Below are 26,080 nucleotides of genomic sequence, written 5' to 3'. Positions count from 1 at the left end.
CCCACCACGCGCGTAGGGTGGGGCGCATGCATGACAATCGAGACATCCGTGTACGCGACGCCCACCTGCACAACCTGCGCAACGTGGATGTGGATATTCCGCGCGGCACACTCGTCGCGGTCACGGGCGTGTCTGGCTCAGGGAAGTCCTCGCTCGCTTTTGGCACCATCCATGGTGAGGGCCAGCGCCGCTACCTGGAATCGGTGGTGCCCTTTGCCCGCCGCCTGATCGGCTCGGCGGTGGACCCGCAAGTCGGCTCCGTCGACGGTCTGCCGCCGACGGTTGCGCTGGAGCAGTCCACCTCGGGCGGTGGGGCGCGTTCTACGGTCGGGACCGTCTCGGCGCTGTCGAATAGCATCCGGCTGCTGTACTCGCGCTGCGGGGAGAACCCGGAGGGCCTGTACTCCGATTCCTTTTCTCCGAACACGCCCGAGGGCATGTGCCCGACCTGTCAGGGCACCGGCGTGGTCCATGAGCCGACCGAGGCCTCCATGGTGCCGGATCCTTCGCTTTCCATCGAGGACGGTGCCATCGCCGCCTGGCCCGGCGCGTGGGCGGGCAAGAACTTCCACGACATTCTGGCCACCCTGGGCTTTGATCTGGACTCGCCCTGGCGGGACCTGCCCAAAAAGGACCGCGAGTGGATCCTGTTTACCGACGAGCGGCCCGTCGTCACTGTCAAACCTTTGCGCGGAGAGGATCAGATCCAGCGCAATTACAAGGGCACGTGGCGCTCGGTGGCCTCGTATCTGACCAACACGCTCGCCGAGACCCAGTCGGATACCCTGCGCAAGCGCGTGCTCAGCTACATGGTCTCCCGCCAGTGCGAGACCTGCCACGGCCGGCGTCTGAACCCGAAGGCACTCGAGGTCACCTACGCGGGCATGCCTATCGACGCCCTCGGCGCGCTTCCCCTCGACCGCGTCTACGAGGTGCTCGCCGCGCAGGAACCTGCCGAAGGATCAGCCGAGGACCTGTTGCTGAAGCAGATCCTGCCCGCGCTGCGCTCCGCGCTCGATCTCGGCCTTGCGCACCTGAGCCTGGACCGTCCCGCCCCGACACTGTCCGCAGGCGAGCTGCAACGCATCCGCCTTTCCTCGCAGCTGCGCTCGGGGCTTTTCGGAGTCACTTACGTCCTCGACGAGCCCTCCGCGGGCCTGCACCCGGACGAGCGCGGTGCCGTGCTGGATATCTGCCGCCGCTTCATTGAGTCCGGCAACTCCGTCCTCCTGGTCGAACACGACATGGAGCTGGTTGCCCAAACCGACTGGCTCGTCGACGTCGGCCCGCTCGCTGGCGAGGGCGGCGGCAAGGTGCTCTACTCGGGACCCACCAACGAGTACGCGGGCGACGCGCCGACCGCCCGCGCGCTGGCCAACCGGACGCTGCGCTTGAACAGTGAGCCCCGCGATGCTGCCGGTTCGCTTGGGCTGTCCGGCGTGCAGGCGCGGTCCATCGACGGGTTGGACGTCTCTTTTGGACTCGGCCAGTTCACTGCCGTGGCGGGCGTGTCCGGCTCCGGCAAGTCCACCTTGGTCAGCACCGTGCTTGCGGGTTTGCTTCGCGACGCCGCCGCAAACGTGGTCGACGAGGACGACGGCGAAGAGGCGGGGGAGTGGAGCGTCGGGAAGCATGCAGGCTTCGACGCGGTGCGCCGGGTCGTGCAGATCACCCAGAAGCCGATCGGCCGCACGCCGCGCTCGACGCTTGCCACGTATACGGGGCTCTTCGATGGTGTTCGGAAACTTTTCGCCGGTACTTCCGAAGCGAAGCGGCGCAAGTGGACCGTCTCGCGCTTTTCCTACAACGTGAAGCAAGGCCAGTGCCCGACCTGCGGCGGTGCGGGCAAGATCGAGGTCGAGCTGGTGTTCCTGCCCGGCTCCTACACCACCTGCCCGGACTGCGGCGGCGCGCGCTATAACGACGAGACCCTCGAGGTGACCTGGGAGGGGCGCACCATCGCCGACGTGCTGGAGCTTACGGTCGACGAGGCCGCGGAGGTGTTCGCCGAGGAGCCGAAGATCCTGCGCGCGGTGGAGACCCTGCAGGCGGTGGGGCTGGGCTACCTCCGACTCGGCCAGGGCGCGCCCGAGCTGTCCGGCGGCGAAGCGCAACGCATCAAGCTGGCCACCGAGCTGCAGCGCTCCCGCAACTCGCGCCGCGGCCACACCGTCTACCTGCTCGACGAGCCGACCACCGGCCTGCACCCCGCCGACGTCGCGCTACTGGTCACCGAGCTCAACAGCCTGGTTGACGCGGGCCAGACCGTCATCGTGGTCGAGCACGACACCTCGGTGCTCGCGCAGGCCGACCGGATCATCGAAATGGGCCCGGGCGCGGGTGCCGAAGGCGGCGAAATTGTTGCTTCTGGTACTCCGGCCGAGCTGGCTGCGTGCGACACGCCGACGGGGCGGGTGCTCGCCGAGCGCGCAGCGCGGGTCTAAATGGAGCTAGCTCCGTTTGGGGTGTGCGGTTTCTCGCGACCTGGGGTTTTGCGGGCGGCGTTGGTCTAAATGGAGCTAGCTCCGTTTGGGGTGCGCGGTTTTCCGCGAGCTGGGATTTTGCGGGCGGCGTTGGTCCAAATGGAGCTAGCTCCGTTTGGAAGCCGCGTTTGGATAGCACCCAGCGGTACCGCTACACCGGCTGGAAACCGTCCCACCACCAGGCGCGCCAAGCGTCGACGTCCGGGTGCGGCGGGGGAGTGAGCACGCGCTCGCTGTCCCGTAGCTCGCTGACCGGGCTGATGCCGTGCAGGGAATTGAGGAACCAGAGGGGGTGATCGTTGGCGAGTTCGGGAAACAACCGGCGGCGTTCTACTCGCAGTCCCAGCTGCTGCGCCCGCGTGGTCACCTGGTGCAGCGTGATACTGGGCAGCTTCACCCCGTCGGGGATACACAGGGTCGCACCATCCCACATCACCAGCGCGCCGGTGGTGGTCTCGAGCATCGCGCCTTCCGCATCCACGATCACGGTGTCGTCCGTCCCCTCTACCTGGTACTGCGAACGGTATGCGCGAAACGCGACGAAGTCCGGGCCTTTGACCTCGGGTTTCGTGCGCGGGTCGTCAGCCGTCACGTAGGTCAGGGCAGTAGATGGGCGAGGTGCGGGGGCGGGGCGGACGTCGAGAAGCAACAGGCCTGCAGACAGCGCGATGCGGGGAAACAGCTCGCCTTCCGCGAGCAGTGGCAGCATGGCGTCGACGAACCCTGCGGGCAGCGGGCCGGCGGTGCGGACAAAGCGGGCGAGGTGTGCCTCCAAGCCGTGCGCGCGGCCGGAGGAGTGCCGCCAGGAGTCGACGACCTCGAGCGGGCCGTCAGTGAAGTCGCGCTCGACGAACGAGCCGTGCCAGGCGTACCTACGCATCCCATGCTCCCAGGACGGACTGGGCTTTGAGGTCGCGTTCGGCAAGCTCGGCGTGCGCGTCGGAATCGAGCACGATCGCGCCGCCCGCGCCCACGGTCAGGGTGTTGCGGGCGCGCACCGCAGTGCGGATGACTACCGACAGGTCGGCCTGCCCGTCGAAGCCGAAGTAGCCGAGCGCGCCGGAGTACACCCCGCGTGGGGCGCACTCGAGCCGGTCGATGATCTCGCAGGTACGCAGCTTCGGCGCACCAGTCATCGAGCCCGGCGGGAAGGCCGCGCGCACCGCGTCGACGGCGGTGAGTCCCTCGCAAAGCCGCCCGGTAATGGTGGAGACGAGTTGGTGCACTGTCGCGTACGACTCCACCTGCATGAGCCTCGGCACGCGCACGGTGTCCGGTTCGCAGACGCGGGAGAGGTCGTTGCGAAGCAGGTCAACGATCATGAGGTTTTCGGCGCGGGTCTTGGTGTCTCGGGTGAGCAGCGCCGGGTCTTCGTCGGCGGCGATGGTGCCCTTGATCGGTTTCGCCTCCACGTCGCGCCCGCGCACGGTGAGGAAGCGCTCGGGCGAGGCGCTGGCAACCTCCACGCCTTCAAAAAGCAGGTGCGCGGCGTACGGCGCGGGGTTGTGTTCGCGCAGATGAGGGTAGATATCTCCTGAAGCTTCGACCGTGTAGGTATCAGTCAGGCACACCTCGTAGCTTTCGCCCGCGCGCAGCTCGTCCTGCGCGTTTTCGATGGCCCCGAGGTAGTCCGGATTGGCCCAAGTGCCTTCGCTTAGCTGCGCTTCCGGCCCACCATCCGCACCCGCAAGCGCCCGTTCGAGGCGGTCGAGGAGCTCGTCTGCGCCCTCGCCGGCCAGCGCGCACAGGTGCGCGGTTTCGGACTCGTGGTCGTAGATGATGAAGGAGTGCGGGCGCACGAAGTAGGCGTCCGGATACGGCGAGCGGTGCCGCAGCGTGAGTGGCAGGGTTAGCTGCGCGCACTCGTAGCCGAGGTAGCCGATCAGCCCGCCGGTAAAGGGCAAGTCGGGGGCGTCGTAAATTGGCGCGGAGAGTTCCGCCTCGAGGCTGGCGAGGATGTCTGGGGTATCGCCAAGCGAGTAGCGGAACGTGCGCGACAGTGTGCCCGCGGTATCGCCAAGGATGGAAAATTGGCCGCGGGTGTCAGCGGAGTCGAGGAAGAACGCGTCGTTGCCTTCGCGTGTAATCGCGTTGAAGACGCGCTGGCAGTCAAGCGCGCCGGGCACTTCGCGGTGGATGAGCCGCCACCCGCCGATGAAGTTGCGGATCAGTTCCGTGCCGTGCTGGGTGAGCACGGATTCGGGGTGGAATTGCACGCCCCAGTGGTCCAAGCCGTCGACCTTGAGCGCTTGGATCACACCGTCCTCGCTGCGGGCGTGCACCGTGAACCCTTCGACCGCCTCGTCCACGTGTAGGGAGTGGTAGCGCACCACCTCGAAGCCCTGCGGGATGCCGGCGAAGATGCCCTCGCCGGAGTGGGTGATCGTGGAGACGAAACCATGGCGCGGCTCGGGCGCGCGGGTCACGTCCGCACCGGCGAGCATCGCGAGCCCCTGGTGTCCCAGGCACACGCCGAGCAGCGGAATGCCAGCGTCGGCTGCGGCCTCGATCACCCGTCGGGAAGTGCCGAAGTCTTCCTCGCGCTCGGGCGTGCCGGGGCCAGGGGAGATGAGGATATGGGAAAACTCCCCGGCACGGATGCGTGCGGGGAGTGCGTCTGCTGCCGGGTCGTCGCAGGCCACCACGAGCGGTGAGAGACCGGTGGCCTCGGCGACGAGGTGGGCCAGGTTGAAGGTGTAGGAGTCGCGGTTATCCAGCAGCAAGATCATAGCGCCGTTGATCTTACTGCCGGGGCGGTTCCGCTGAGCCTCGGCCCATCCGGGCTAGTTGATCGGGGTCGGGTCGAGCTTCCAGACCTCTTCCGCGTAGTCGCGGATGGTGCGGTCGGAGGAGAAGCGGCCGGACTCGCAGATGTTGATCCAGCACATCTTCGCCCAGTGGTCCGGGTCCGCGTAGTACTCTTCGGCCATGCGGTCGCGGGTAGCGCGGAAGTCTGCGTAGTCGCCGAGGACGTAGTAGACGTCCGGGTCGTCGAAGCCGAAGCCGTCGAGCAGGGAGGCGCGGATGTCGTGGAAGGCGCCGCTGCCGTTGTCCTCCAACGTGCCGTCGACAAGCGCATCGAGCACGCGCATCAAACCGGGGGTCTCCGCGGCGACGGCCTTCGGGTCGTAGCTGCGCTTGAGCTCAGGCAGCTCCTCCTCGCGGGCGCCGAAGATGTAGGCGTTGTCCTCGCCGACGGCATCGACGATCTCCACGTTCGCGCCGTCCATGGTGCCCAGGGTCAGTGCGCCGTTCATCATGAACTTCATGTTCGAGGTGCCCGAGGCCTCCTTACCAGCGGTGGAGATCTGCTCGGAGACATCGGTGGCCGGGATGATCTGCTCGGCGGGGGAGACGTTGTAGTTCTCCACGAAGACTACGTGCAGGTACTGCGAGGCGACCGGGTCGTTGTTGACCAGCTGGCCGATCGCGTTGATCAGCTTGATGATGCCCTTGGCCATCGTGTAGCCCGGGGCCGCCTTCGCGCCGAAGATGAAGGTGCGCTTCGGCACGTCGCGCTCGCCGTCCTGGGTGATACGGAAGTACAGGTCCAGGATGTACAGGGCGTTCATCAGCTGGCGCTTGTACTCGTGCAGGCGCTTGATTTGGGTGTCAAAGACCGAATCCGGGTCGATCTCCTCGCCCTGGCGATCGGCGATCCACTCGGCGAAGTCACGCTTGTTGGCAGCCTTGATCTCGCGCAGCTCGCGCAGCACCTCCGGGTCTTCGGCGAAGTGGCGCAGCTCGCGCAGCTTGGACAGGTCAGTGACCCACTCGTCGCTACCAGCGAGGCGGTCGAGCAGTTCGGACAGGCGCGGGTTGCACATGCGCAGCCAGCGGCGCGGGGTCACACCGTTGGTCTTGTTGTTGAAGCGCTCCGGGTACATCTCGTACCAGTAGTTCAGCGTGTCGCGCTTGAGGATCTCGGTGTGCAGCGCGGCGACGCCGTTGACGGAGTACGCGGCGTAGCAGGCGATCCACGCCATGTGGATCGCACCGTCGTGCACCGGCGAGTAGTGGTGCGCGGTCTCCGGGGCAATCCCGCGGGCTTCCATGTCGAGGCGGTAGCGGCGGTCGATCTCTTGCACGATCTCCCAAATGCGCCAGAACAGCTGCTTGAAGATGGACTCTTCCCAGGTCTCCAGCGCCTCCTGCAGCACAGTGTGGTTGGTGTAGGCAAAGGTCTTGGAGGTGACCTCCCAGGCTTCGTCCCAGCCCATGTCGTGCTCGTCCATGAGCAGGCGCATGAGCTCCGGGATGCCGAGCACCGGGTGGGTGTCGTTGAGCTGGATCGAGTTGAACTCGTGGAACTTGCTCAGGTCCTCGCCGTGGTGCTCGATGTAGTTTTCCACCAGCTCCTGTAGGGAAGCGGAGACGAAGAAGTACTGCTGGCGCACGCGCAAAAGTTTGCCGGCGTAGCTGGAATCGTTGGGGTAGAGCACGCGCGTGATGTCGTGGACTGCCTCGCGCTCCAGGATCGCGTCGGTGAAGCGCTGGTGGTTAAACGCGTCGTAGTCAAACTCGTGCATCGGGGAGGCATCCCACAGGCGCAGGGTGCCGACGTTGTCGGTGCCGTAGCCGGTGATCGGCATGTCGTGGGGGATGGCACGCACGTGCATGTCGTCGAACTTCACGATGCGCTGCTGCGAGCCGTGGCGCACGATGAAGGGGTAGAAGGACTCCTTCCAAGCGTCCGGGTGCTCCTTCTGGAAACCGTCGACGAACTCCTGGCGGAATAAGCCGTAGCGGTACAGCAGGCCGTAGCCGGTCAGGGGGTAGTCCTGCGTGACAGCCGAGTCGAGGAAGCAGGCGGCCAGGCGCCCCAGGCCACCGTTGCCCAGTGCTGCGTCGTGCTCAGCCTCGAGGACATCCGACAGCTCGTGCCCACTGGCCTTCGCTGCGGCCTTGGCCTCATCGACCAGACCCAGGTTGGTCAGGTTGTTCAGCAGCGCACGGCCCTGCAGGAACTCGGCGGAGAAGTACGCCGCCTGGCGGGTGCCCGCGTATGCGCTGCGGGTGGCGTCCCAGTTATCGGCGAGCTGTTCCATCACGGCCGCAGAAAGACCGGTCCAAAATTTCTTGGTCGTGGCGTTTTCCGGGGTGCGGCCGCCGAACGCGCGGACGTGTCCGGCGAGCGCTTCGTTGAGCGCGGGGGCGTGTGCGGGGGTATTCATCCTGAAAAGAACCTCATTCCACCTTCAATTGGCTGCTACGTGCTGTATGCACGTCACTGCTTTTCGAGCCTACAGACTGACCCGCGACCGCGCCGCCCCGAGCACAGAGCCCGCAGCTCAGCGGGCCTCTGCCTCCGGCAGATCCAGCTCGCCAATATCTGCGCGTGCCGCTTCGGCCGGATCCTCGGCGTCCTCGTCCCCGTCGACGTCACACGCTGCGTCTTCCGTCTTTGCCAGGTACGTCAGCACTGCGGCGAGACCTGCGTTCGTAGCCGCCTTGATGGTGGGTTCGTATTCGGGCAGGAAGGTGGACATGTGGTTGACCGGTACGTCCTGCTCCACGCGGTCGGCGGCGACTGCTTTGTCCCACTGCTCCTGCGGGGTGCAGCCGATGAGCCAGAAGAAGTAGGGCACGCCGAAGGCCTGCGGCAGGACGGGGAAGTCCTCCGAGACGGTCTTGCGTGCGGCGTTGACGCTTTCGGTGCCGAAGACGTCGTCGAAAGTGGCGCGGACCTTGTTGTAGACGATCGCGTCGTTGCTCATCAGCTCGCCGTGCGCGAAGTACTCAATCGTCGGTGCCTCGGTGGAACCGGACGCCAGTACCTCGGCGTGGACGACACGCTCGATGGAGGCGTACACGCGCGCCTTGGTGCGCTCGCTGTAGAAGCGGCAGTTGAGCACCAGCTCTGCATGCCCCGGGATGATGTTGTTGGTGGTACCTGCGTGCATGCTGGCCACAGTGATTACCGCGAAGTCGTTCGGGTCGACCTCGCGGCCCACCACAGCCTGCATGCGGGCGATGATCATCGCCGCGGTGTAGGTGGGGTCGATCGCGTTGTGCGGCATGGAGCCGTGCGCGCTGCGGCCGGGGATCCGGATGCGGATGGAATCACAGGCCGCGAACTGCGGGCCGGCCTTGGACATCACCTGGCCCGCGCGGCCCGGCATGACGTGCTGGCCGAAGCAGACCTCGGGGAAGGGGATCTTGTCCACCAGGCCGTCGTCCACCATCGCCTCGGCACCCGCGCCGATCTCCTCGCCCGGTTGGAATAGGGCAATGAATGTGCCAGACCACTTGTCGCGCGTGTTGTCTAAGTGGTGGCACATGCCGACCAGCGCTGCGGTGTGAATGTCGTGGCCGCAGGCGTGCATCGTGCCGACGACCTCGCCGTCCTTGGTGGTGACCTTCTTGTGCGAGGCGTACGGCACGCCGGTCTGCTCGGTGACCGGCAGGCCGTCGAAATCCGCGCGGTGCAGCACGGTTCTGCCCTCACCGTTGCGGAAGATGGCGCAGATGCCGTACTTACCAATCGGGGCGACGACCTCGCAGTTGAGGTAGCTGAGCTCCAGCAGCAGGCGCTGGTGGGTCTCCTCCTCCTGGAGGGAGAGCTCCGGGTTAGCGTGCAGCAGCTCGTAGAGCCGGCGCTGCCAGGCCGGATCGATCTCATAGGATTCGATGATGGACGCGATCGTGCTCGTGTCGCTCAAGGTCACTCCTCCGCGCGGGCTCCCCGCGCGCTCGATGGTTTCTTCGGTGTTGCTACATGTCTACCATCGTCGCCCAGGTCGCGGGGCCGGGGAGTGCAAAAGGAGGCCTACCCAACCGCCGGGTTATAGCGCAGTGTGTTGCGCGCCGGCGCGCACTCCGTGGCAATGCGGATGTCCTGGTCAATGCGCCTTTCGTCGCGCAGGCGGTACATGTTGGACACCACGCGGTCGCGGATATCAAAGGGGGAGAGCGTATTGACGTAAATCTTCGTGCCGCCCTCAAATCCGGCCAGCGTGGAGATCCGCCACTTGATGTTGATGCGCCAGGGCATCGGCAGGTCCAGGTCGACCGGCCGATAGTGCCACTCTTCGTTGGTGGAGACCTCCGTGCCCGTGGCCGCGTGCACGGCGTGCAGCAGGTTCGACATGTTGCGTACTTCGCGCTCGGATTGCAGCCACGGCTCACACACCGGCGACTTCGAGTACACACTCAAGGTGGGGTAGCGGTGCCCGATGCCCACTACCACGATCGCGTCCTCGTTCTCCGCGACCACCAGGTTGTGGTAGCTGGCGTAATTTACACCCCACTCGTTATACATGTTCACGTTCTGCCGCAGTTTGGAGATCTCCAGCTCGGCCTGGACCCCGCGCTCGTCGATAGCCACAAGCTGCTTGTGCAGGTGATTGAAGGAGGCGCCGGCGGGCGCGAGCCAGTTCTGGAAGACCACCACGTACGGCGAGTAACGGTTCTCATCCACCAGGTCGCGCAGCGCGTCGATGGTGAAGGTGATAAACGCGGCATGTTCTTCCGGGTCAAGCGTGCCGGAGCCGGCGAGCTGGGAGTCGTTTTCCGCCCCGTCGACAAAGTGGCGGCGGCCAATGATCACGTCGTGACCTCCGGCGAAGTAGGCCGGCACGTAGCTGAGCAGTTCCTCCTCGGTCGGCTCATCGGCAAAGCCGGAGGCCTTCAGTCGAGTGCTCACGATCTGGAAGATGTGCTCGCGCCCGGCGTGATCCGCCAGGTAGTGCTCCATATGCTCGCGCTGCGCGGCCGACATGTCGTAGCCGTAGTTCTCCTTCCAGTACTGGTAGGAGACGATTTCAAAGAGGTTGGGTACGCGGCGAAACTGGGCACGAGTGGCCTCGAGTTCGTGCGGCATCTGGTTACGCAGGATCTCCCACCCCGCATCGGTGCGCACCATGCGCGACTTCTCCGGCGGGGTGGCAAGCAGCTTGCCTTCGCAGAAGTTGCAGGCGTGGGTGAAGTCTTCCTCCCGCACCGGGCGCGCCTCGCCCGAAGGCTTGCTCAGTGGTCGGTTGCCGCGCCCCGGCACCGTCCACACTTGCGTGCCGGAAAACGGGTTGACCTGCTTGATCGTCCCGTCGGCCATGGTGGACAGTGCATCTCTGTACGAGGGCAGGGGAAAGCTCATGCGCTCCAGCGTAGACCGTTGGTTAGGCTGATCGCATGCCCAGAATCCAATTCGACGTCCTCGTCCCGCCAGTCCACGCCGGCAAACTCGCCGAAGCCCTCCAGCGCGCACTCGACATCCTCGTTCACCGGGGCAAGCTCAGCTCCGCCTCGCTCGAGGCGCAGGGCCCAGTGCTTCTCGACGCCCACGTGACCGCCGAATTCGCCCGCACCTACGAATCCGACCGCGGTTTCACCGCCGACGAGGAGGGCGCGGAGGTACACCGCTACCTCATCGACGCCGAAGGCGTAGACAGCTACAACCGGCTCGCCATGGGCCTGTCACGCATCCTTACCCCGAAGGCGGACCTGCCGCGAGATCCGGTCGCGCTGGAGCAACAGGACCGCTTCGAGCTCCCCGCGCTGTTCCCCTGGACCGTGACGATCCTGCGCTAGCGCGCGCCGGCGTTGAGGTACGCCACCGCCGCCTGCTTGCCCGCACGGATCAGCTGTTCGCGGGTATCTACTACCTCTTCGAGCTCCACGGCGAGGACCCCCTCGTCTGGCTCGCCGTCGAAGCTGCCCGCCACCACGGCGACCGTCGGTGCCTGTTCGCCTATCTCGCGGGCCAAGTCGCACACCGTGGCAACAACCTTGCCGGTGGCGGTCTGCGCGTCGAAGCGGCCCTCGCCCGTAATCACCAGGGAGGCCTCGCCAAGCTTGCCTGCCAGGCCGTTCGCCTCTGCCACCATGCGCGCGCCGGGCTGCAGGTGGACGTGGTCGGCGGTGCCGTGCAGCAGGCTCGACAGCCAGGTAATGCCGATGGCCACCCCGCCGGCCGCGCCCATGCCCGGGGTGGCCGGATCGATGCCGGCAAACTCGCAGAGGCGGGCAAGGCCTGCATCGAGGACGGCGACGTCCTCCTCCGTTGCGCCCTTCTGCGGACCGAAGACGGCAGGCGCGCCCTGCGGGCCGGTGGCCGGCGAGGTGACGTCGAAAAGCAGGTGCCACTCGAGCGAGCCGGCCGGGATGTTGACTTTGGCGGTGTCGAAGTCGCCGAGCTTGTGGAGCGAGCCGCCGCCGGGGGTGAGCTGGTAGCCGTGCTCGTCGAGTGGGTTCGCGCCGAGCGCGACGAGGATGCCGGTGCCGCCGTCGATGGTGGCGGAACCGCCGAGCCCTAACACAATGCGGGTCGCGCCCCGGGTCTCGGCGTCGGCGATGAGCACGCCGGTGCCGTAGGTATCGCCGGTCATTGGCACTGGCCGGTCGGCGACGGCGGGGAGACCGGAGGCGGCGGCGACGTCGATAAACGCGGTGGTGGTCTCGGCGTCGTAGGTGTAGGTGGCCTCGGTGAGGCGGCCCGCGGCATCTGTGGTGGGCAGGGTGATCTGCTCGCCTTGAAAGAGGCTGGAGGTGCCCTCGCCGCCGTCGGCCATGGGCAGCAGATTGATTTCCGCGTCGCGGATGATGCTGCGCACGCCCTCGCCGAGCCACTCGGCAGCCTGTTGTGCGGTGGCGGTGCCCTTGAAGGAATCTGGGGCGATCAGGATGCGCGGGGAGGGTGCCTCAGCACCTTCCGTACCTTGTGTGATCAAGCTCATATTTGTGCCTTTTTTCGAGGGTGCGGGGGACATTGCAGGCATTCTATCTGCTTCGATCCGCGGAAGTACGATCTGTTTTCTATCGTGAGACCGAAACCTGATGTAAGCTATTGCACGACCTTTAAACCTACTGCCTAACAGGTATTGAAAGGAACGCTCATGAGCTCGATCGAACAAGAGGTAGCCGGCTATTACGACAAGCTGTTGCAGCGCAACGCTGGAGAGCCTGAGTTCCACCAGGCCGTCGCCGAGGTGCTGGACTCGCTGAAGATTGTCCTGGGCAAGGACCCGCACTACGCCGACTACGGTCTGATCGAGCGCCTCTGCGAGCCCGAGCGTCAGATCATCTTCCGCGTGCCGTGGATGGATGACAACAACCAGATCCGCGTCAACCGTGGCTTCCGCGTCCAGTTCAACTCCGCGCTCGGCCCCTACAAGGGTGGCCTGCGCTTCCACCCGAGCGTGAACCTGGGCATCATCAAGTTCCTGGGCTTCGAGCAGATCTTCAAGAACTCGCTCACCGGCCTGCCCATCGGCGGCGGCAAGGGCGGCTCGGACTTCGACCCGAAGGGGAGGTCCGAGGGTGAAATCATGCGCTTTTGCCAGTCCTTTATGACCGAGCTGTGGCGCCACATCGGCGAGTACCGCGATGTGCCTGCCGGTGACATCGGCGTCGGCGGCCGCGAGATCGGCTTCCTCTTCGGCCAGTACCGTCGCCTAGCCAACCAGCACGAGTCTGGTGTCCTCACCGGCAAAGGCCTGACCTGGGGCGGTTCGCTGGTGCGCACCGAGGCCACCGGCTACGGATGTGTCTACTTCACCGAGGAGATGATGAAGGCCAAGGGCGAGTCCCTCGACGGCGCAAACGTCATCGTCTCCGGTTCTGGCAACGTGGCCATCTACGCTATCCAGAAGGCACAGGAGCTCGGCGCAACCGTGGTGGGCTTCTCCGACTCCTCCGGCTGGGTGAACACCCCCAACGGCGTGGACGTCGAGCTGCTGCACGACATCAAGGAAGTGCGCCGCGCCCGCGTGTCCGACTACGCCAAGGAAGCAGAGGGCGCGACCTACCACGAGGATGGCTCCATCTGGGATCTCAAGGCCGACGTCGCCCTGCCGTGCGCCACCCAGAACGAGCTTCACGGCGAGCACGCCAAGACCCTGGTGTCCAACGGCGTGAAGTACGTCGCCGAGGGCGCGAACATGCCGTCGACCGCAGAGGCTATCGAGGTCTTCCGCGAGAACAAGGTTTCCTTCGGCCCGGGCAAGGCTGCCAACGCAGGTGGTGTGGCTACCTCCGCGCTGGAGATGCAGCAGAACGCTTCGCGCGATTCCTGGACCTTTGACTACACCGATGGTCGCCTGCACCAGATCATGTCCGGCATCTTCAACGTCACAGCATCGACCGCGGAGGAGTACGACCGCGCTGGTGACTACGTTGTCGGTGCGAACATAGCCGGCTTTAAGAAGGTCGCCGACGCGATGCTCGCCCAGGGTGTTGTGTAAAGAAGCGGTGTAAAAGTACGCCTTGTGGGCCCGTGCCTCGTGGCGCGGGCCCTTCTGTATGCCTAACGCAGTAGACTTAAGAGTCATGTATCGCGTTTTTGAAGCACTAGATGAGCTCGTTGAAACCGTCGAGGCCGCAATGGGCGTGCCCATGACTTCGAACTGCATGGTCCCGCGCAGCGAGATGCTCACGCTTCTCGACGATATCCGGGAGGCCCTGCCCGACGAGATCGACGACGCGCAGGACGTCCTGGATAACCAGGACGAGATCCTGCGGGGTGCCGAGGACCGCGCCGACCAGCTGGTCGGCGATGCGGAGGCCGAGGCCAAGCAGCTTGTCGACGACGCGCACGCGCAGGCCGATTCCGTACTGCACGATGCGCAGGCGCAGGCCACCGCGCTGCTTTCGCGTTCCGAGGAGGACGCCGACCGTATGGTCGCCGACGCGCGCGAGGAAGCCGACACTGCTCTCAATGCCGCCCACAGCGAGGCGGAGCGCTTGGTGGAGGACGGCAAGCAGCAGTACCAGCGCTCTGTGGATGAGGGGCTGGCCCAGCAGGAGCACCTCATTTCCGAATCCGAGGTGATGCGCCGCGCAGACGAGGAGGCGCACCGCCTGGTGGAAAATGCGCACTCTGAATCCTCCCGCCTGCGCCGCGAATGCGACGAGTACGTCGACTCCAAGTTGGCCGAGTTTGAGGATGCGCTGTCTTCGGTCCTGCGCACCGTGGCCTCTGACCGTTCCGCGCTGCGCCGCGGTGCCGGAGTTGCAGGTGCGGCGGGCGAGTCCGGCGGGCGTCGCAACGAGCGTCAGGAGCAGACCGGCCACTACGAACCGCGCCGCTACCCGCGCCGTTCCCGCGGCGAGCAGCGAGATCAGTACTAGCAGCGCTTTCTGGCTGCTGTGGTTGTAGGGTAGGGGCTGTTATGGCTACGAATCCTTTCATTATTAATGTCGCCGAAGCATTGCACGGCGACGGCATGCCAGTGACCGTCCACCGCACCGGCGAAAGCCCCTCGCGGATCGGCCCCGAGATGATCGCCATCCCGCAGGGCCAGCCGGTCGAGCTGGAGGCAACCATTACCCCGCTGGGCGCGGGCGTGCTTGTTGACGCCTCGGTGACCGCCCAGCTCGAAGGTCAGTGCGTGCGCTGCCTGAAAACGCTCACGCCCACCCGCACGTTGTCCATCTCCCAGGTTTTTGAGGCCGAGGACGGCTTCATCGTCGGCGACGAGGAGACCGATGAGGACAAGGGCTCGGGCGATGAGATCCGCCGGATCGAAAACGAGACGGTGGACGTGGAGCAGGCGTTTGTGGACGAGGCGGGGCTGACCCTGCCGTTTAACCCGGTCTGCGAACCCGAGTGCGCGGGCGACACCGACGTCCCGGCCCCCGACGGGGTCTCGGGCGAGGAGAATAACCTGGTCGACCCGCGGTGGGCGGACCTGGAGAAGTTCCTGTGAGCCGCTCGAAGAAGAAGCGGATTTCCAACGAGCAAGCCTGGCAGGAGGCTTTTACCGCCGTCGACCACCAGCCCCTGTTGGACCGCATTGGTGTGCAGCTGGGAGAAAGAGAGCTGCGGCATGCGCTGACGCACCGCTCTTTTGCCAACGAGCACGGCACCCTGCCGAACAATGAGCGCCTCGAGTTCCTGGGCGATGCGGTGCTCGGACTCACCGTGGCGACGAAGCTCTTTCAGCTCTACCCCTCGCGGCCCGAGTCGGACCTTTCACCCATGCGCGCGTCGATCGTGTCTCGCTACGGGCTTGCCGACGTTGCCCGCGAGATCAACCTCGGCGAGCACGTCCTGCTGGGCCGGGGTGAGGAGCTCGGCGGGGGACGGGACAAGGACTCGATCCTGGCTGATACGACCGAGGCGCTCCTCGGCGCGATCTACCTTGCCCACGGCTTTGAGCGCGCCCGCGACGTCATTCTCGAGCTCTTCGACGAGAAGCTCCGCGGAGCTACCGCTTCGAGCGCGCACCGCGACTGGAAGACCTCGCTGCAGGAGCGGCTTGCCGAGTTGGGCGCGCAGGTGGCGGATTATTCTTCGACCTCCACCGGCCCCGACCACCAGAAGCTGTTCACCTGCGAGGTGGTCTCGGGAGATACCCTGCTGGGGAGCGGCCGTGGTACTGCAAAGAAACTCGCGGAGCAGGAAGCAGCACGCGCGGCGATGCGCTTTTTGCACGACCACCCGGAACGGGTCGCCGGTAACGCCGAGGGGCTTTAAGTGCCGGAGCTACCCGAGGTAGAGGTGGTGCGCCGCGGCCTAGAGACACACCTGGTGGGGCGCACCTTTGACACCGTTGACGTGCTGCACCCGCGCGCGGTGCGCGGCAACACCGAAGATCTTGCTCAGCTCTTGCCGGGCAAAAGGATTACTGGGACTGGCAGGCGCGGCAAGTACCTGTGGCTTACGCTTGACGACGGTGCCGCGCTCGTCGTCCACCTACGCATGAGCGGGCAGATGCTCGTCGGACCACCCGGCGGGGTGCAAAGCCCACACGTGCGCATCCGCGCCTTACTCGGGGAGGTGCAGCTGGACTTTGTGGACCAGCGCACCTTCGGCATGTGGCAGTACGCGCCTTTTGACGGCGAGGTACCCGCCCCGGTCGCCCACATTGCGCGCGACCCCTTCGACCCGCACTTCGATCTCACCGCCACCGCGCGGGTAATGCGCACGAGGCGCTCGGCGTTAAAGACGGTGCTACTGAACCAGGAGCTGGTTAGCGGAATCGGCTCGATCTATGCCGACGAGGCGATGTGGGCTGCGCGCGTGAAACCGTGGCGCACGGCGCGCGCGCTGCGTCAGCGCGACGCCGTCTCGGTGTTGGTCCACGCGCGCGCGGTGATGGAACGCGCCCTTGCAGAAGGCGGGACGAGTTTCGATTCGCTCTACGTCAACGTCAACGGTGCCTCCGGCTATTTCTCCCGCTCGCTTAACGCCTACGGGCAGGCGGGCACGCCGTGTGCGCGCTGCGGCACTGAGATTGCAAAGCGCGTGGTCGGCGGGCGCTCCTGCTACTTCTGCCCGGTCTGCCAGGTCCTCTAGCTGTGCACCACTCCGCCCACGAATGTGGGGGAGCCAACATTTAAGTTGCAAGAGATTCTGTCTCACCAGATAAGATTCTCGCCATGGATTCCGCAACTTCCTTTGTGAACGACACGCTCAACGGCGTGATCTGGGAAATCGTTCCCTGGCTGCTGCTCGCAGCCGGTGTGTACTTCGGCCTTCGCACCATCTTCGTACAGGTCCGTCTCCTGCCCGAGATGTTCAAGGCTGTCACTGAAAAGCCTCAGGGCAAGGACCGCCATGGCCGTGACCTGGACGAGGAATACGGCGGCATTTCCGCGTTCAAAGCCTTCACGATCTCGGCTGCTTCGCGCGTGGGCACCGGCAACATCGCCGGTGTGGCGTTGGCCATCTCCGTGGGCGGCCCGGGCGCTGTGTTCTGGATGTGGATCATCGCCATCGTCGGTGGCGCCACCGCGTTCGTCGAGTCCACGCTGGCGCAGCTCTGGAAGACGAAAGACCAGGACGGCAACTACCACGGTGGGCCCGCCTACTACATGACGCGCGGGTTGAACTGGCGCCCGCTCGCCATCATCTTCGCCGTTGCCCTGTCGCTGACCTACGGCTTTGTGTTCAACGCCATCCAGACCAACTCGATTGTTGAGGCAGTCGGTGGCTCCCTGCAGACCGACTCGATGACCCTGAAGGTGATCGTCGCCGCCGTGCTCGCCACGCTGACCGCCCTGATCATCTTCGGCGGCGTGACCCGCATCGCCAGCGCCACGCAGATCATCGTGCCGTTCATGGCGACCGCCTACATCCTCATTGGCCTTGTCGTGGTCATCATGAACATCTCCGAGGTTCCGGGCATGATCAGCCTGATTGTCGGCCATGCGCTCGGCCTGCAGCAGGTCGCTGGTGCCACGGTGGGTGCAGCCTTCGCCTTCGGCATGCGCCGTGGCCTGTTCTCCAACGAGGCCGGCCAGGGCTCCGCTCCGAACGCCGCGGCAACCGCAACCGTGTCCCACCCGGTCAAGCAGGGGCTGGTGCAGACCCTCGGCGTGTACTTCGACACGCTCGTGGTCTGCACCATCACCGCGTTTATCGTGCTGCTCGGCCCGGCGGTGAACTACGGCATGGACGACATCCAGGGCGCTGCGCTGACCCAATCCGCGCTGGCGGACTCCGTCGGTGCCTGGGGCGCGCACGCGATCACGTTCATCCTCTTCTTCCTCGCGTTTTCCTCCGTGATTGGTAACTACTACCTTGCGCAGGCCAACGTGGAGTACCTCACCAGCTCCAAGACTGTCATGACCATCTTCCGCCTCGGCGTGATCGGTTTTGTCATCTTCGGTGCCTTCGGCTCCCTGCCGCTGGTGTGGGCACTCGGCGACACGATGGCAGGCACCATGGCGATCATCAACATCATCGCGATCGTGCCGCTGGGCGGCGTGGCCTTCAAGCTGCTGCGCAACTTCAGCGAGCAGCGCACCAAGGGCCTCGACCCTGTCTTCCACCGCGATATGCTGCCGGAGCTGAAAAACGTGGAGTTCTGGGATGGCTCCGACCCGGTCACCCGCCGCAGCGTCGAGGATTTGAAGGTTGCAGGCCGTCCGGACAAGTAAGCCCCACTAGTGTGGGAGCATGACCGAACACACTGACAACACACGAGTACGTCTCACCGCCCACGTCCATGGACACGTCCAGGGCGTGGGTTTTCGTTGGTGGACCCGCTCCCGCGCCCTCGAGCTGGGGCTGAACGGGTACGCCAAGAACCTGGCTGACGGCCGCGTCGAGGTCGTCGCCGAGGGCACCCGCGAGCAGACGGACGCGCTGCTTGCGCTGCTGCGCGAGGAACAGACGACGACGCGGCGGCCCGGCCGGGTCGACTTCGTCGGCGCACAATACGGCGAGCCCCGCGGTGCCTCCGGTTTCGACGAACGCTAAATACCGAGAGCGCGCTTGAGAAAGGTAAACTCACAGCAATGCACCTGAAATCGCTGACGCTCAAAGGATTCAAGTCCTTCGCTTCGGCGACCACGATGAAGTTCGAGCCGGGCATCTGCGCCGTCGTCGGCCCGAACGGCTCGGGCAAGTCGAACGTGGTGGATGCGCTCGCGTGGGTGATGGGGGAGCAGGGCGCGAAGAATCTGCGCGGCGGCAAGATGCAGGACGTCATCTTCGCCGGTGCCGGCGACCGCAAGCCGCTGGGGCGTGCCGAGGTCACGCTCACCTTCGACAACAGCGACAAGCACCTGCCCATTGAGTACACCGAGGTGGCCATTACCCGCCGCATGTTCCGCGACGGCGCCTCCGAGTATGAGATCAACGGTGCGAAAGCCCGCCTGATGGACATCCAGGAGCTGCTGTCGGATTCTGGCATCGGCCGCGAGATGCACATCATCGTCGGCCAAGGCAAGCTCTCAGAAATCCTGGAATCGCGCCCGGAGGAGCGCCGCGCGTTTATCGAGGAAGCCGCGGGTGTGCTCAAGCACCGCCGCCGCAAGGAGAAGGCGCAGCGCAAGCTCACCGGCATGCAGGCCAACTTAGACCGCCTCAGCGATCTCACCGAGGAGCTGGGCAAACAGCTTAAACCGCTCGCCCGCCAGGCCGAGGCCGCCAAGCGCGCCGCCACCGTGCAGTCCACGCTGCGCGAGGCCCGTCTCTCACTCGCCGGGCACCAGGTGGTCACGCTGCGCGCCTCGCTTGCCGACGCCACCGCCGCCGCCCAAGCACTCGCCGAGCAAGTCGAAACCGCCACGGCCGTGCTCGAGGAAGCCGAGCAGACGCAGGCCGAAATCGAGTACGAGCAGGAGGAAGCGCAGCCGCAGGCCGAGCAGGCTCAAAAGGTGTGGTTCGAGCTCTCCACCTTGGCGGAGCGGGTCAGCGCCACGGTCCGCATCGCCACCGAGCGCGCCCAGCACTCCGGCTCGCAGGTACCCTACGCAGGCCAAGACCCAGACCAGCTGCTGCGCCGCGCTGAGTTCGCTGACGAAGAGTACGCCGAAGCACTCGAGGCTGCCGAAGAAGCCGCCGAAAAGCTCGAGACGCTGCGCGAGGAGGTTGCCGAGAAACAAGAGGCCTTCGACGATGCGGAGCGCGAGCACATGGCCCAGGTTCGCGCGATCGCGGATCGCCGCGAAGGCGTGGTGCGTCTGCTCGCGCAGGAAGAGTCGCAGCAGGCGGCGATCATTGCGGCCGAAGAAGAAGTCGCGCGACTGACTGAGCTTTTGGAAGAAACCCGCGCCCGCGCTCGCGCAGCTGAGCAGGAGGCCCGGGAGGCCGCGGAAGCGCTCACGGAGGTAGACACCCAGCGCGCCCCACTCGATGAGGAACACGTGCGTGCCTACACCGAGTCCGACGCCGCCGATAAGCGCTTGGAGCAGCTGCGCGCCGAGCAGCGCGAGCGCGAACGCGCCGTGTTTACGCTCGAGTCCCGCATCGCCACACTTGTCGAGCAGGCACCGCGTCCGCAGGCCGCCGACGCGCTTGTGGATTTCGCCCCGCTCGCCGGGCTGCTACGCGCCGAGGAAGGCATGGACCGGGCGCTTGCCGCAGCCCTCGGCGCACACGCGGAGGCACTCACCGGCGAGGTCAACACTGCTGCCGTGGACCAGCTTGCCGACGCCGCGCGCACCATCGTGATCGACACCAACGGCGGCGCCTCGTGGCGCCTAGAGACGGACGCAAAGGTCGACTGGCTGCTCGACCACGTACGCGTCGACGACTCCGTCCTCGGCCCCGTGACCCGCCTGCTCGTCGACGTAGCAGTCGCGGAGACACTTGAGGCCGCGCGCGAGCTGGTCGCCGAGGATCCGCGCCTGCGCGCCGTGACCCACGACGGGGTGCTTGTCGGCGAGGGCTGGGTCGCCGCCGGGACGGGTACCACGACCGCTGTCGAGGTCACCGCGCAGATCGAGCAGGCCCGCGGCGAGCTTGAGGTGGCACAGGCGCAGCTCGAGGAGCTCTCCGGCACCCTGGAAGGCGCAAAAATCGCGGCCGAGGATGCGCGCGTGACCGCAGCCTCGGCCAAGGCCGCCCTGCGCGAACACGACGCGGAGGCTCAGCGCCTGAGCCGCGACCACGAGCGCCTGGAAAAGCAGTGGCAGGCCAACAGCGGCGAGCACGAGCGTGCCGCCCAGCGCGCCACCGAAGCCGAAGGCCGCCTCGCCGCCCGCCGAGAGGAGCTGGCGCAGACCCGCGACCGGTTGGCCCGCGTAAACGCCGAAGACCAGCCGAGCGAGGAGCCGTCCTCGGCCCAGCGCGACGCCGCCCAGCAGGAGCTCGCCCAGGTCAAGGCGATGGAGATGGAGGCCACGCTTGCCTCGCGCACGGCGCAACAGGAAGCCGAGCAACGCGCCGGCAGGGGAGACGCGCTGCGCAGGCAGGCCGAGCACGAGAAACATGCCAAGGCCCGCCACGACGCGGCGATGCAGAAGCGCCGCGCACAGGCCGAGCTTGCGCAGGCGGTGGCAGAGCAAGGCCGGGACGTGGCCGCCCGGGTCCAGGACGCGCTTGCGCGTGCGGGGGCGGAGAGGGACCGGTGGCAGGCGGGCGTCGCTAAGCTGCAGGCTCAACTCCAGCAAGCCCGCAGCCAGGTCTCGGCGGCGCGGCAGACGCTCAAGCGGCTGACGGAGAGCTCGCACAATTCGGAGATCGCGCAGTCGCAGGCGCAGGTGCGTATCGACGAGGCGGAGAAGAAGATCACCGAATCGCTCGGCATCGCCATCACGGACCTGCTGCGGGACTACACGCCGGGCGAGGACTTCGACCAGGCGTCGGAAAAGGCCCGCCTGGCGCAGGCGGAGAAGGACCTGCGCGCCCTCGGCAAGGTCAATCCACTCGCGCTCGAGGAGTTCAAGGCGTTGGAAGAGCGCTACGCGTTTTTGTCCACGCAGCTCGATGATGTGATTCAGGCGCGCGAGGACTTGATCGGCGTGATCAACGACGTGGACGGGCAGATCCTCCAACTGTTCACCGATGCCTGGAAAGACGTCGAAGCCGAGTTCCCTCGCGTCTTCCACACGCTCTTCCCAGGCGGCGAGGCTCGCCTCATCCTCACCGAACCCGACGACATGCTCGCCACCGGCATCGAGATCGAGGCCCGCCCGCCCGGCAAGAAAGTCAAGCGCCTGTCCTTGCTTTCCGGGGGCGAGAAGTCGCTCACCGCGCTCGCGTTCCTCGTGGCGATCTTTCGCGCGCGCCCGAGTCCCTTCTACGTGCTCGACGAGGTCGAGGCCGCGCTTGACGACGTCAACCTCCGCCGCCTCATCGCCCTCCTCAAAGAACTGCGAGAGGACTCGCAGCTGATCGTGATCACGCACCAGAAGCCCACGATGGACGTGGCGAACGTGCTCTACGGCGTGACCATGCGCGGCGACGGCGTGACCCGCGTGCTTTCGCAGCGCATGCAGCCGGCGGCTGACTAACAGCGGTTTTGCAGCGGTTTACCTGACGCGGGTGCTCTAACGGTTTTCCTGACGCGAGGTCCTAACGCTCGGTTCCTCACACGGGTCTTTCTAAATGGAGCTAGCTCCGTTTGGGTCTTCGTCGGTTGTAAAAGCCCTGGTCGCGGGTTGGTGGCTTGTCTAAATGGAGCTAGCTCCGTTTTGACTTGCGATGTAGGCAAATCCCCAGGTCGCGGGTCGCCGGTTTCTCTAAATGGAGCTAGCTCCGTTTGGGTGTGCAGCGGGTGCAAAACGCCTGGTCGTGTGTCAGCGGTTCTTCCATATGGAGCTAGCTCCGTTCTTATAGGAATACCTGGGAACTCGATGGATAGAACAGCGGCTGACTCGCCTGGCCATTCGATTCACTATGGCACTATGGGTGCCATGGATATGGAACTCGCAATGAACTCGCCACTTCTGTGGATCGTTGTTGCCATCGTCGTCGTTGCTCTCATCGTTTTGGGCATCGTCGTGGTGGGACGCAAGCGTAAAGAGGAAAAGACCGTCTCTTTTGCCAAGACGGAGGAGCCGAAGGAGCTCACCCAGCAGGAGAAGTCCGGCAATTACCAGGCCAAGGGTGGCTTTAACTTCGCCCCGGCCGCAGCCCCCAGCACACCGGAGAAGGAGCCGGTGCGTATCGACGAGCCGCGCGAGCCGAAGCCCGCACAAGAACAGCAGGCGGCTGCCGCAGCCCCGGAGCCGGTAGTTGAACCGGACCCGTCGGCCGTTGAGGAAGCAGCCAAGGTTGAGGATGCCGCGAAGGTAGAGAAGACGGCTAAGGTCGAGAAACCCGCGAAGGTTGAAGATGCAGCCAAGGTCGAGGAAGCAGCCAAGGTCGAGCGCACGCCCGAGCCGCCGACTGAGAAGCCGGCCGATGAGGTCGTGTTGAACACCGACGCGGAGACCGACCCGGAGACCCGCGAGACCGTCGTGACCCCGGATGAGGCAGCGCCGGTGGAGAAGCCGGCAGCGGAGCTAGAGCCGGAGCCAGAACCGGAAACACCCGCCGAGGAACCCGCAGCGGAACCCACACCGGAACCCGAGGCAGAACCGGCCGAGGAGCCGCAGGCAGACGAGGGCCAGACTCGCCAGGCGCAGGAAGCCGCCGCGGCAGCAGCGGCGGCCGCCGCGAGCGCTGAGACGGCTCGTGCACAGGACAGCCAGGCAGCCGAGGTCAGTGAGGACGTGGTTGTCGAGAAGCATGATGAGCCAACCGAGGACATCGAGGAGATCGAGCCTGCGGCTGGCCGCATCGGCAAGCTGCGTGGTCGTCTGTCGCGCTCGCAGAACGCGATCGGCCAGGGGCTGCTCGGCATCCTTACCGCAGGTGACCTGGACGAGGACGCGTGGGAGGAGATCGAGGACACGCTGATTATGGCGGACCTCGGTGCCAACTTGACCATGCGTGTGACCGAAACCCTGCGCGGCAAGATCGCCGAGCGCGGCGTCTCCACGGAGGAAGAGGCGCGCGCGATGCTGCGCGAGACGCTCATCGAGGCGGCCCGCCCGGAGATGGACCGCTCGATCAAGGCGATGCCGAACGAGGGCAAGCCCGCGGTCATCCTGGTTGCCGGCGTGAACGGCACCGGCAAGACCACCACCACCGGCAAGCTGGCGCGCGTGCTGGTTTCCATGGGGCATTCCGTAGTGCTCGGCGCTGCAGATACCTTCCGCGCAGCCGCTGCCGACCAGCTTGAGACTTGGGGCCGCCGCGTCGGTGCGTCGACGGTGCGCGGCAAGGAGGGCGCGGACCCGGCATCCGTGGCCTTCGACGCCGTGGCCACTGGCGTGCAGGAGGGCGCGGATGTCGTCCTCATTGATACCGCGGGTCGCCTGCACACCTCGACCGACCTGATGGACCAGCTGGGCAAGGTCAAGCGCGTGGTGGAGAAGAAGAGCAACGTTGACGAGGTGCTGCTGGTACTCGACGCCACGGTGGGACAGAACGGTATTGCGCAGGCGCGCGTCTTCCGCGAGGTCGTGGACATCACCGGCGTGGTGTTGACCAAGCTGGACGGCACTGCCAAGGGCGGCATCGTCTTCCAGGTACAGGAGGAACTCGGCGTGCCGGTTAAGCTTGTCGGCCTTGGCGAGGGTGCGGACGATCTCGCGCCGTTTGAGGTGGAAAGCTTCGTCGACGCGTTGCTGGGATAGCGCAAGTTCTGGGTTCGCCCAGCTAGACGCTAGGCTGTAACGAGTACATTTTTGACGGCGAGCGTACCGCGCACGCTGATAAAACGAAGCGAACAGGAGTACCTTACGTTGTTCGAGTCACTGTCCGACCGCTTGCAAGATGCCCTCGGTGGCCTGCGTGGAAAAGGCAAGCTCACCGAGGCTGACATCAACGCCACCGCGCGCGAGATCCGCATTGCGCTGCTGGAGGCCGACGTCTCGCTTGCCGTGGTCAAGGCTTTTATCAAGCGCGTCAAGGAGCGCGCCCTCGGCGCGGATGTCTCCGAGGCGCTCAATCCTGCGCAGCAGGTCATCAAGATTGTTGATGAGGAGCTCACCGGCATCTTGGGCGGGGAGACCCGCCGCCTTAACCTGGCGAAGAACCCGCCGACGGTGATCATGCTCGCCGGCCTGCAGGGTGCTGGTAAGACTACGCTGGCCGGCAAGCTGTCCAAGCATCTTGCGAAGCAGGGGCACACCCCGCTGTTGGTGGCCTGTGACTTGCAGCGTCCTGGCGCGGTCCAGCAGCTGCAGATCGTGGGTGAGCGCGCCGGCGTTGACACCTTTGCACCGGACCCGGGCACCTCGATCGACTCCTATGAGCACGAGATGGGCTCCTCCCACGGCGACCCGGTCGCGGTTGCGCAGCAGGGCATCGAGCACGCGAAGCAGACCAAGCACGACGTGGTGATTATCGATACCGCGGGCCGGTTGGGTATCGACGAAACGCTGATGACCCAGGCCCGCAACATCCGCGACGCCGTCAACCCGGACGAAGTCCTCTTTGTCATCGACGCCATGATCGGCCAGGACGCTGTGAGCACCGCCCAGGCCTTCGCCGACGGCGTCGACTTCACCGGTGTGGTGCTGACCAAGCTTGACGGTGACGCCCGCGGCGGTGCCGCACTCTCCATCCGCGAGGTCACCGGCAAGCCGATCCTGTTCGCCTCCACGGGCGAGAAGCTCGACGACTTCGACGTTTTCCACCCGGACCGTATGTCCAGCCGCATCCTCGGCATGGGCGATCTGCTCTCCCTGATCGAGCAGGCGGAGCAGACCTACAACGAGAAAGACGCGGAGGCGGCTGCTAGCAAGCTGGCCTCTGGCGAGCTCACCCTCGATGACTTCCTGGATCAGCTGCTGATGATCCGCCGCATGGGGCCGATTGGCAACCTGCTGAAAATGATGCCCGGCGGCAAGCAGATGAACCAGATGGCCGACATGGTCGACGAGAAGCAGCTCGACCGCATCCAGGCGATCATTCGCGGTATGACCCCTGCCGAGCGTGAGGATCCGAAGATCCTCAATGCTTCTCGACGCAAGCGTATCGCCGCAGGCTCCGGCGTCGAAGTCTCCGACGTCAACCAGCTTGTGGAGCGCTTCTTCGAAGCGAAGAAGATGATGGGCAAGATGGCAGGACAGTTCGGCATGGGCAGTATGCCCGGAATGCCGGGGATGCCCGGCGGGCGTTCGGCGACGAAGAAGAAGCCGAAGGGCCGCAGGGGCAAAAACGGCAAGCGTAAGCCGCCGAAGCGCCGTAGCGGCGGCGGGATGCCGGGTATGCCCGGGATGCCGCCGATGCCGGGGATGGGCGGCGGCATGCCTGACATGAAGGAGCTGAAGAAGCTCCAGGAGCAGATGCCGCCGGGCATGGAGGGCCTGGACCTGGACAAGCTCGACTTCAACGAGGCGATGAAGCGTATGGGCAAGGGCAAATAAAACCCGCCGCGCAATAAAGAAGGTGGCCCCGCAACGCTGGTGCGTTGCGGGGCCACCTTTCT

Annotated in this window: 18 protein-coding genes; 12 read left to right on the top strand and 6 right to left on the bottom strand. The window is 65.6% G+C overall.

Going from position 1 to position 26,080, the window contains the following annotated elements; all coding sequences use genetic code 11:
* The first annotated feature begins 26 nt into the window (after positions 1-26).
* The gene (locus CIMIT_RS07750; protein WP_038591335.1) at positions 27-2,444 is read left to right on the top strand and encodes an excinuclease ABC subunit UvrA; all 2,418 of its coding nucleotides are present in this window, start codon (positions 27-29) and stop codon (positions 2,442-2,444) included.
* 190 nt (positions 2,445-2,634) lie between these two features.
* Here CIMIT_RS07750 and CIMIT_RS07745 read toward each other — a convergent pair whose 3' ends face one another.
* The 5 genes from CIMIT_RS07745 to CIMIT_RS07725 all read right to left on the bottom strand — a co-directional run bounded on the left by CIMIT_RS07745 (position 2,635) and on the right by CIMIT_RS07725 (position 10,578).
* A complete protein-coding gene (locus CIMIT_RS07745; RefSeq protein WP_038591332.1) occupies positions 2,635-3,363 on the bottom strand; it encodes an aminotransferase class IV in 729 nt (242 codons plus the stop codon).
* Entirely contained in the window at positions 3,356-5,212 is a 1,857-nt protein-coding gene (locus CIMIT_RS07740) for a chorismate-binding protein (protein WP_038591329.1), read from the bottom strand. The genes CIMIT_RS07745 and CIMIT_RS07740 overlap by 8 nt, the downstream gene beginning before the upstream one ends.
* A 54-nt stretch (positions 5,213-5,266) precedes the next feature.
* A complete protein-coding gene (locus CIMIT_RS07735; protein WP_038591326.1) occupies positions 5,267-7,657 on the bottom strand; it encodes a glycogen/starch/alpha-glucan phosphorylase in 2,391 nt (796 codons plus the stop codon).
* 117 nt (positions 7,658-7,774) lie between these two features.
* A complete protein-coding gene (locus CIMIT_RS07730) occupies positions 7,775-9,145 on the bottom strand; it encodes an amidohydrolase (RefSeq protein WP_197697004.1) in 1,371 nt (456 codons plus the stop codon).
* Between the two features lie 107 nt (positions 9,146-9,252).
* Positions 9,253-10,578 carry a DUF4921 family protein gene (locus CIMIT_RS07725; protein WP_038591321.1) on the bottom strand — a complete coding sequence of 442 codons (1,326 nt, stop codon included), beginning with the start codon at positions 10,576-10,578 and terminating at the stop codon, positions 9,253-9,255.
* 35 nt (positions 10,579-10,613) lie between these two features.
* On the opposite strand from CIMIT_RS07725, the gene CIMIT_RS07720 reads away from it, so the two are divergent.
* Positions 10,614-11,012 (top strand): hypothetical protein, encoded by a 399-nt coding sequence (locus CIMIT_RS07720; protein WP_038591317.1) that lies wholly within the window; start codon positions 10,614-10,616, stop codon positions 11,010-11,012.
* Here the strand turns inward: CIMIT_RS07720 and CIMIT_RS07715 are convergent.
* Positions 11,009-12,157 carry a glycerate kinase gene (locus CIMIT_RS07715; protein WP_051904882.1) on the bottom strand — a complete coding sequence of 383 codons (1,149 nt, stop codon included), beginning with the start codon at positions 12,155-12,157 and terminating at the stop codon, positions 11,009-11,011. The two genes, CIMIT_RS07720 and CIMIT_RS07715, sit on opposite strands and share 4 nt — an antisense overlap.
* Before the next feature lie 159 nt (positions 12,158-12,316).
* Between CIMIT_RS07715 and gdhA the strand changes: the two genes are divergently transcribed.
* From gdhA to ffh, 10 genes are all read left to right on the top strand, one after another.
* Positions 12,317-13,663, top strand: coding sequence for an NADP-specific glutamate dehydrogenase (gene gdhA, locus CIMIT_RS07710; protein ID WP_038591313.1), 1,347 nt, complete (start codon positions 12,317-12,319; stop codon positions 13,661-13,663).
* Positions 13,664-13,748: 85 nt separating this feature from the next.
* Entirely contained in the window at positions 13,749-14,549 is an 801-nt protein-coding gene (locus tag CIMIT_RS07705; protein WP_038591309.1) for a DivIVA domain-containing protein, read from the top strand.
* 41 nt (positions 14,550-14,590) lie between these two features.
* On the top strand, positions 14,591-15,127 hold the full coding sequence (locus CIMIT_RS07700; protein WP_038591306.1) for a YceD family protein: 537 nt from the start codon (positions 14,591-14,593) through the stop codon (positions 15,125-15,127).
* Positions 15,124-15,897 carry a ribonuclease III gene (gene rnc, locus CIMIT_RS07695; protein WP_038591303.1) on the top strand — a complete coding sequence of 258 codons (774 nt, stop codon included), beginning with the start codon at positions 15,124-15,126 and terminating at the stop codon, positions 15,895-15,897. The genes CIMIT_RS07700 and rnc overlap by 4 nt, the downstream gene beginning before the upstream one ends.
* Positions 15,898-16,719, top strand: a complete 822-nt coding sequence (gene mutM / locus CIMIT_RS07690; RefSeq protein WP_038591300.1) for a bifunctional DNA-formamidopyrimidine glycosylase/DNA-(apurinic or apyrimidinic site) lyase — start codon at positions 15,898-15,900, stop codon at positions 16,717-16,719. It begins immediately after the preceding gene.
* Between the two features lie 83 nt (positions 16,720-16,802).
* Complete coding sequence (locus tag CIMIT_RS07685) at positions 16,803-18,305, top strand: alanine/glycine:cation symporter family protein (protein WP_038591297.1); 1,503 nt, start codon at positions 16,803-16,805, stop codon at positions 18,303-18,305.
* A 19-nt stretch (positions 18,306-18,324) separates the two neighbouring features.
* Positions 18,325-18,627, top strand: coding sequence for an acylphosphatase (locus CIMIT_RS07680; protein ID WP_038591294.1), 303 nt, complete (start codon positions 18,325-18,327; stop codon positions 18,625-18,627).
* Positions 18,628-18,665: 38 nt separating this feature from the next.
* Positions 18,666-22,109 carry a chromosome segregation protein SMC gene (smc, locus tag CIMIT_RS07675; protein WP_038591291.1) on the top strand — a complete coding sequence of 1,148 codons (3,444 nt, stop codon included), beginning with the start codon at positions 18,666-18,668 and terminating at the stop codon, positions 22,107-22,109.
* Positions 22,110-22,502: 393 nt separating this feature from the next.
* On the top strand, positions 22,503-24,281 hold the full coding sequence (gene ftsY, locus CIMIT_RS07670) for a signal recognition particle-docking protein FtsY (RefSeq protein WP_407919532.1): 1,779 nt from the start codon (positions 22,503-22,505) through the stop codon (positions 24,279-24,281).
* Between the two features lie 108 nt (positions 24,282-24,389).
* A complete protein-coding gene (gene ffh / locus CIMIT_RS07665) occupies positions 24,390-26,018 on the top strand; it encodes a signal recognition particle protein (RefSeq protein WP_038591285.1) in 1,629 nt (542 codons plus the stop codon).
* Positions 26,019-26,080 lie beyond the last annotated feature (62 nt).

The sequence above is a fragment of the Corynebacterium imitans genome, assembly GCF_000739455.1.
Taxonomy (GTDB): domain Bacteria; phylum Actinomycetota; class Actinomycetes; order Mycobacteriales; family Mycobacteriaceae; genus Corynebacterium; species Corynebacterium imitans.
The sequence above is the reverse complement of the archived record's forward strand: the minus strand, read 5'-3'. Positions and strand labels throughout refer to the sequence as shown.

What these genes read in the sequence shown, in the direction of transcription:
- CIMIT_RS07750 (WP_038591335.1), top strand. Translation starts at nt 27, where the DNA reads ATGCATGACAATCGAGACATCCGTGTACGCGACGCCCACCTGCACAAC.
- CIMIT_RS07745 (WP_038591332.1), bottom strand. Translation starts at nt 3,363, where the DNA reads ATGCGTAGGTACGCCTGGCACGGCTCGTTCGTCGAGCGCGACTTCACT.
- CIMIT_RS07740 (WP_038591329.1), bottom strand. Translation starts at nt 5,212, where the DNA reads ATGATCTTGCTGCTGGATAACCGCGACTCCTACACCTTCAACCTGGCC.
- CIMIT_RS07735 (WP_038591326.1), bottom strand. Translation starts at nt 7,657, where the DNA reads ATGAATACCCCCGCACACGCCCCCGCGCTCAACGAAGCGCTCGCCGGA.
- CIMIT_RS07725 (WP_038591321.1), bottom strand. Translation starts at nt 10,578, where the DNA reads ATGAGCTTTCCCCTGCCCTCGTACAGAGATGCACTGTCCACCATGGCC.
- CIMIT_RS07720 (WP_038591317.1), top strand. Translation starts at nt 10,614, where the DNA reads ATGCCCAGAATCCAATTCGACGTCCTCGTCCCGCCAGTCCACGCCGGC.
- CIMIT_RS07715 (WP_051904882.1), bottom strand. Translation starts at nt 12,157, where the DNA reads ATGAGCTTGATCACACAAGGTACGGAAGGTGCTGAGGCACCCTCCCCG.
- gdhA (WP_038591313.1), top strand. Translation starts at nt 12,317, where the DNA reads ATGAGCTCGATCGAACAAGAGGTAGCCGGCTATTACGACAAGCTGTTG.
- CIMIT_RS07705 (WP_038591309.1), top strand. Translation starts at nt 13,749, where the DNA reads ATGTATCGCGTTTTTGAAGCACTAGATGAGCTCGTTGAAACCGTCGAG.
- CIMIT_RS07700 (WP_038591306.1), top strand. Translation starts at nt 14,591, where the DNA reads ATGGCTACGAATCCTTTCATTATTAATGTCGCCGAAGCATTGCACGGC.
- CIMIT_RS07685 (WP_038591297.1), top strand. Translation starts at nt 16,803, where the DNA reads ATGGATTCCGCAACTTCCTTTGTGAACGACACGCTCAACGGCGTGATC.
- CIMIT_RS07680 (WP_038591294.1), top strand. Translation starts at nt 18,325, where the DNA reads ATGACCGAACACACTGACAACACACGAGTACGTCTCACCGCCCACGTC.
- smc (WP_038591291.1), top strand. Translation starts at nt 18,666, where the DNA reads ATGCACCTGAAATCGCTGACGCTCAAAGGATTCAAGTCCTTCGCTTCG.
- ftsY (WP_407919532.1), top strand. Translation starts at nt 22,503, where the DNA reads ATGGGTGCCATGGATATGGAACTCGCAATGAACTCGCCACTTCTGTGG.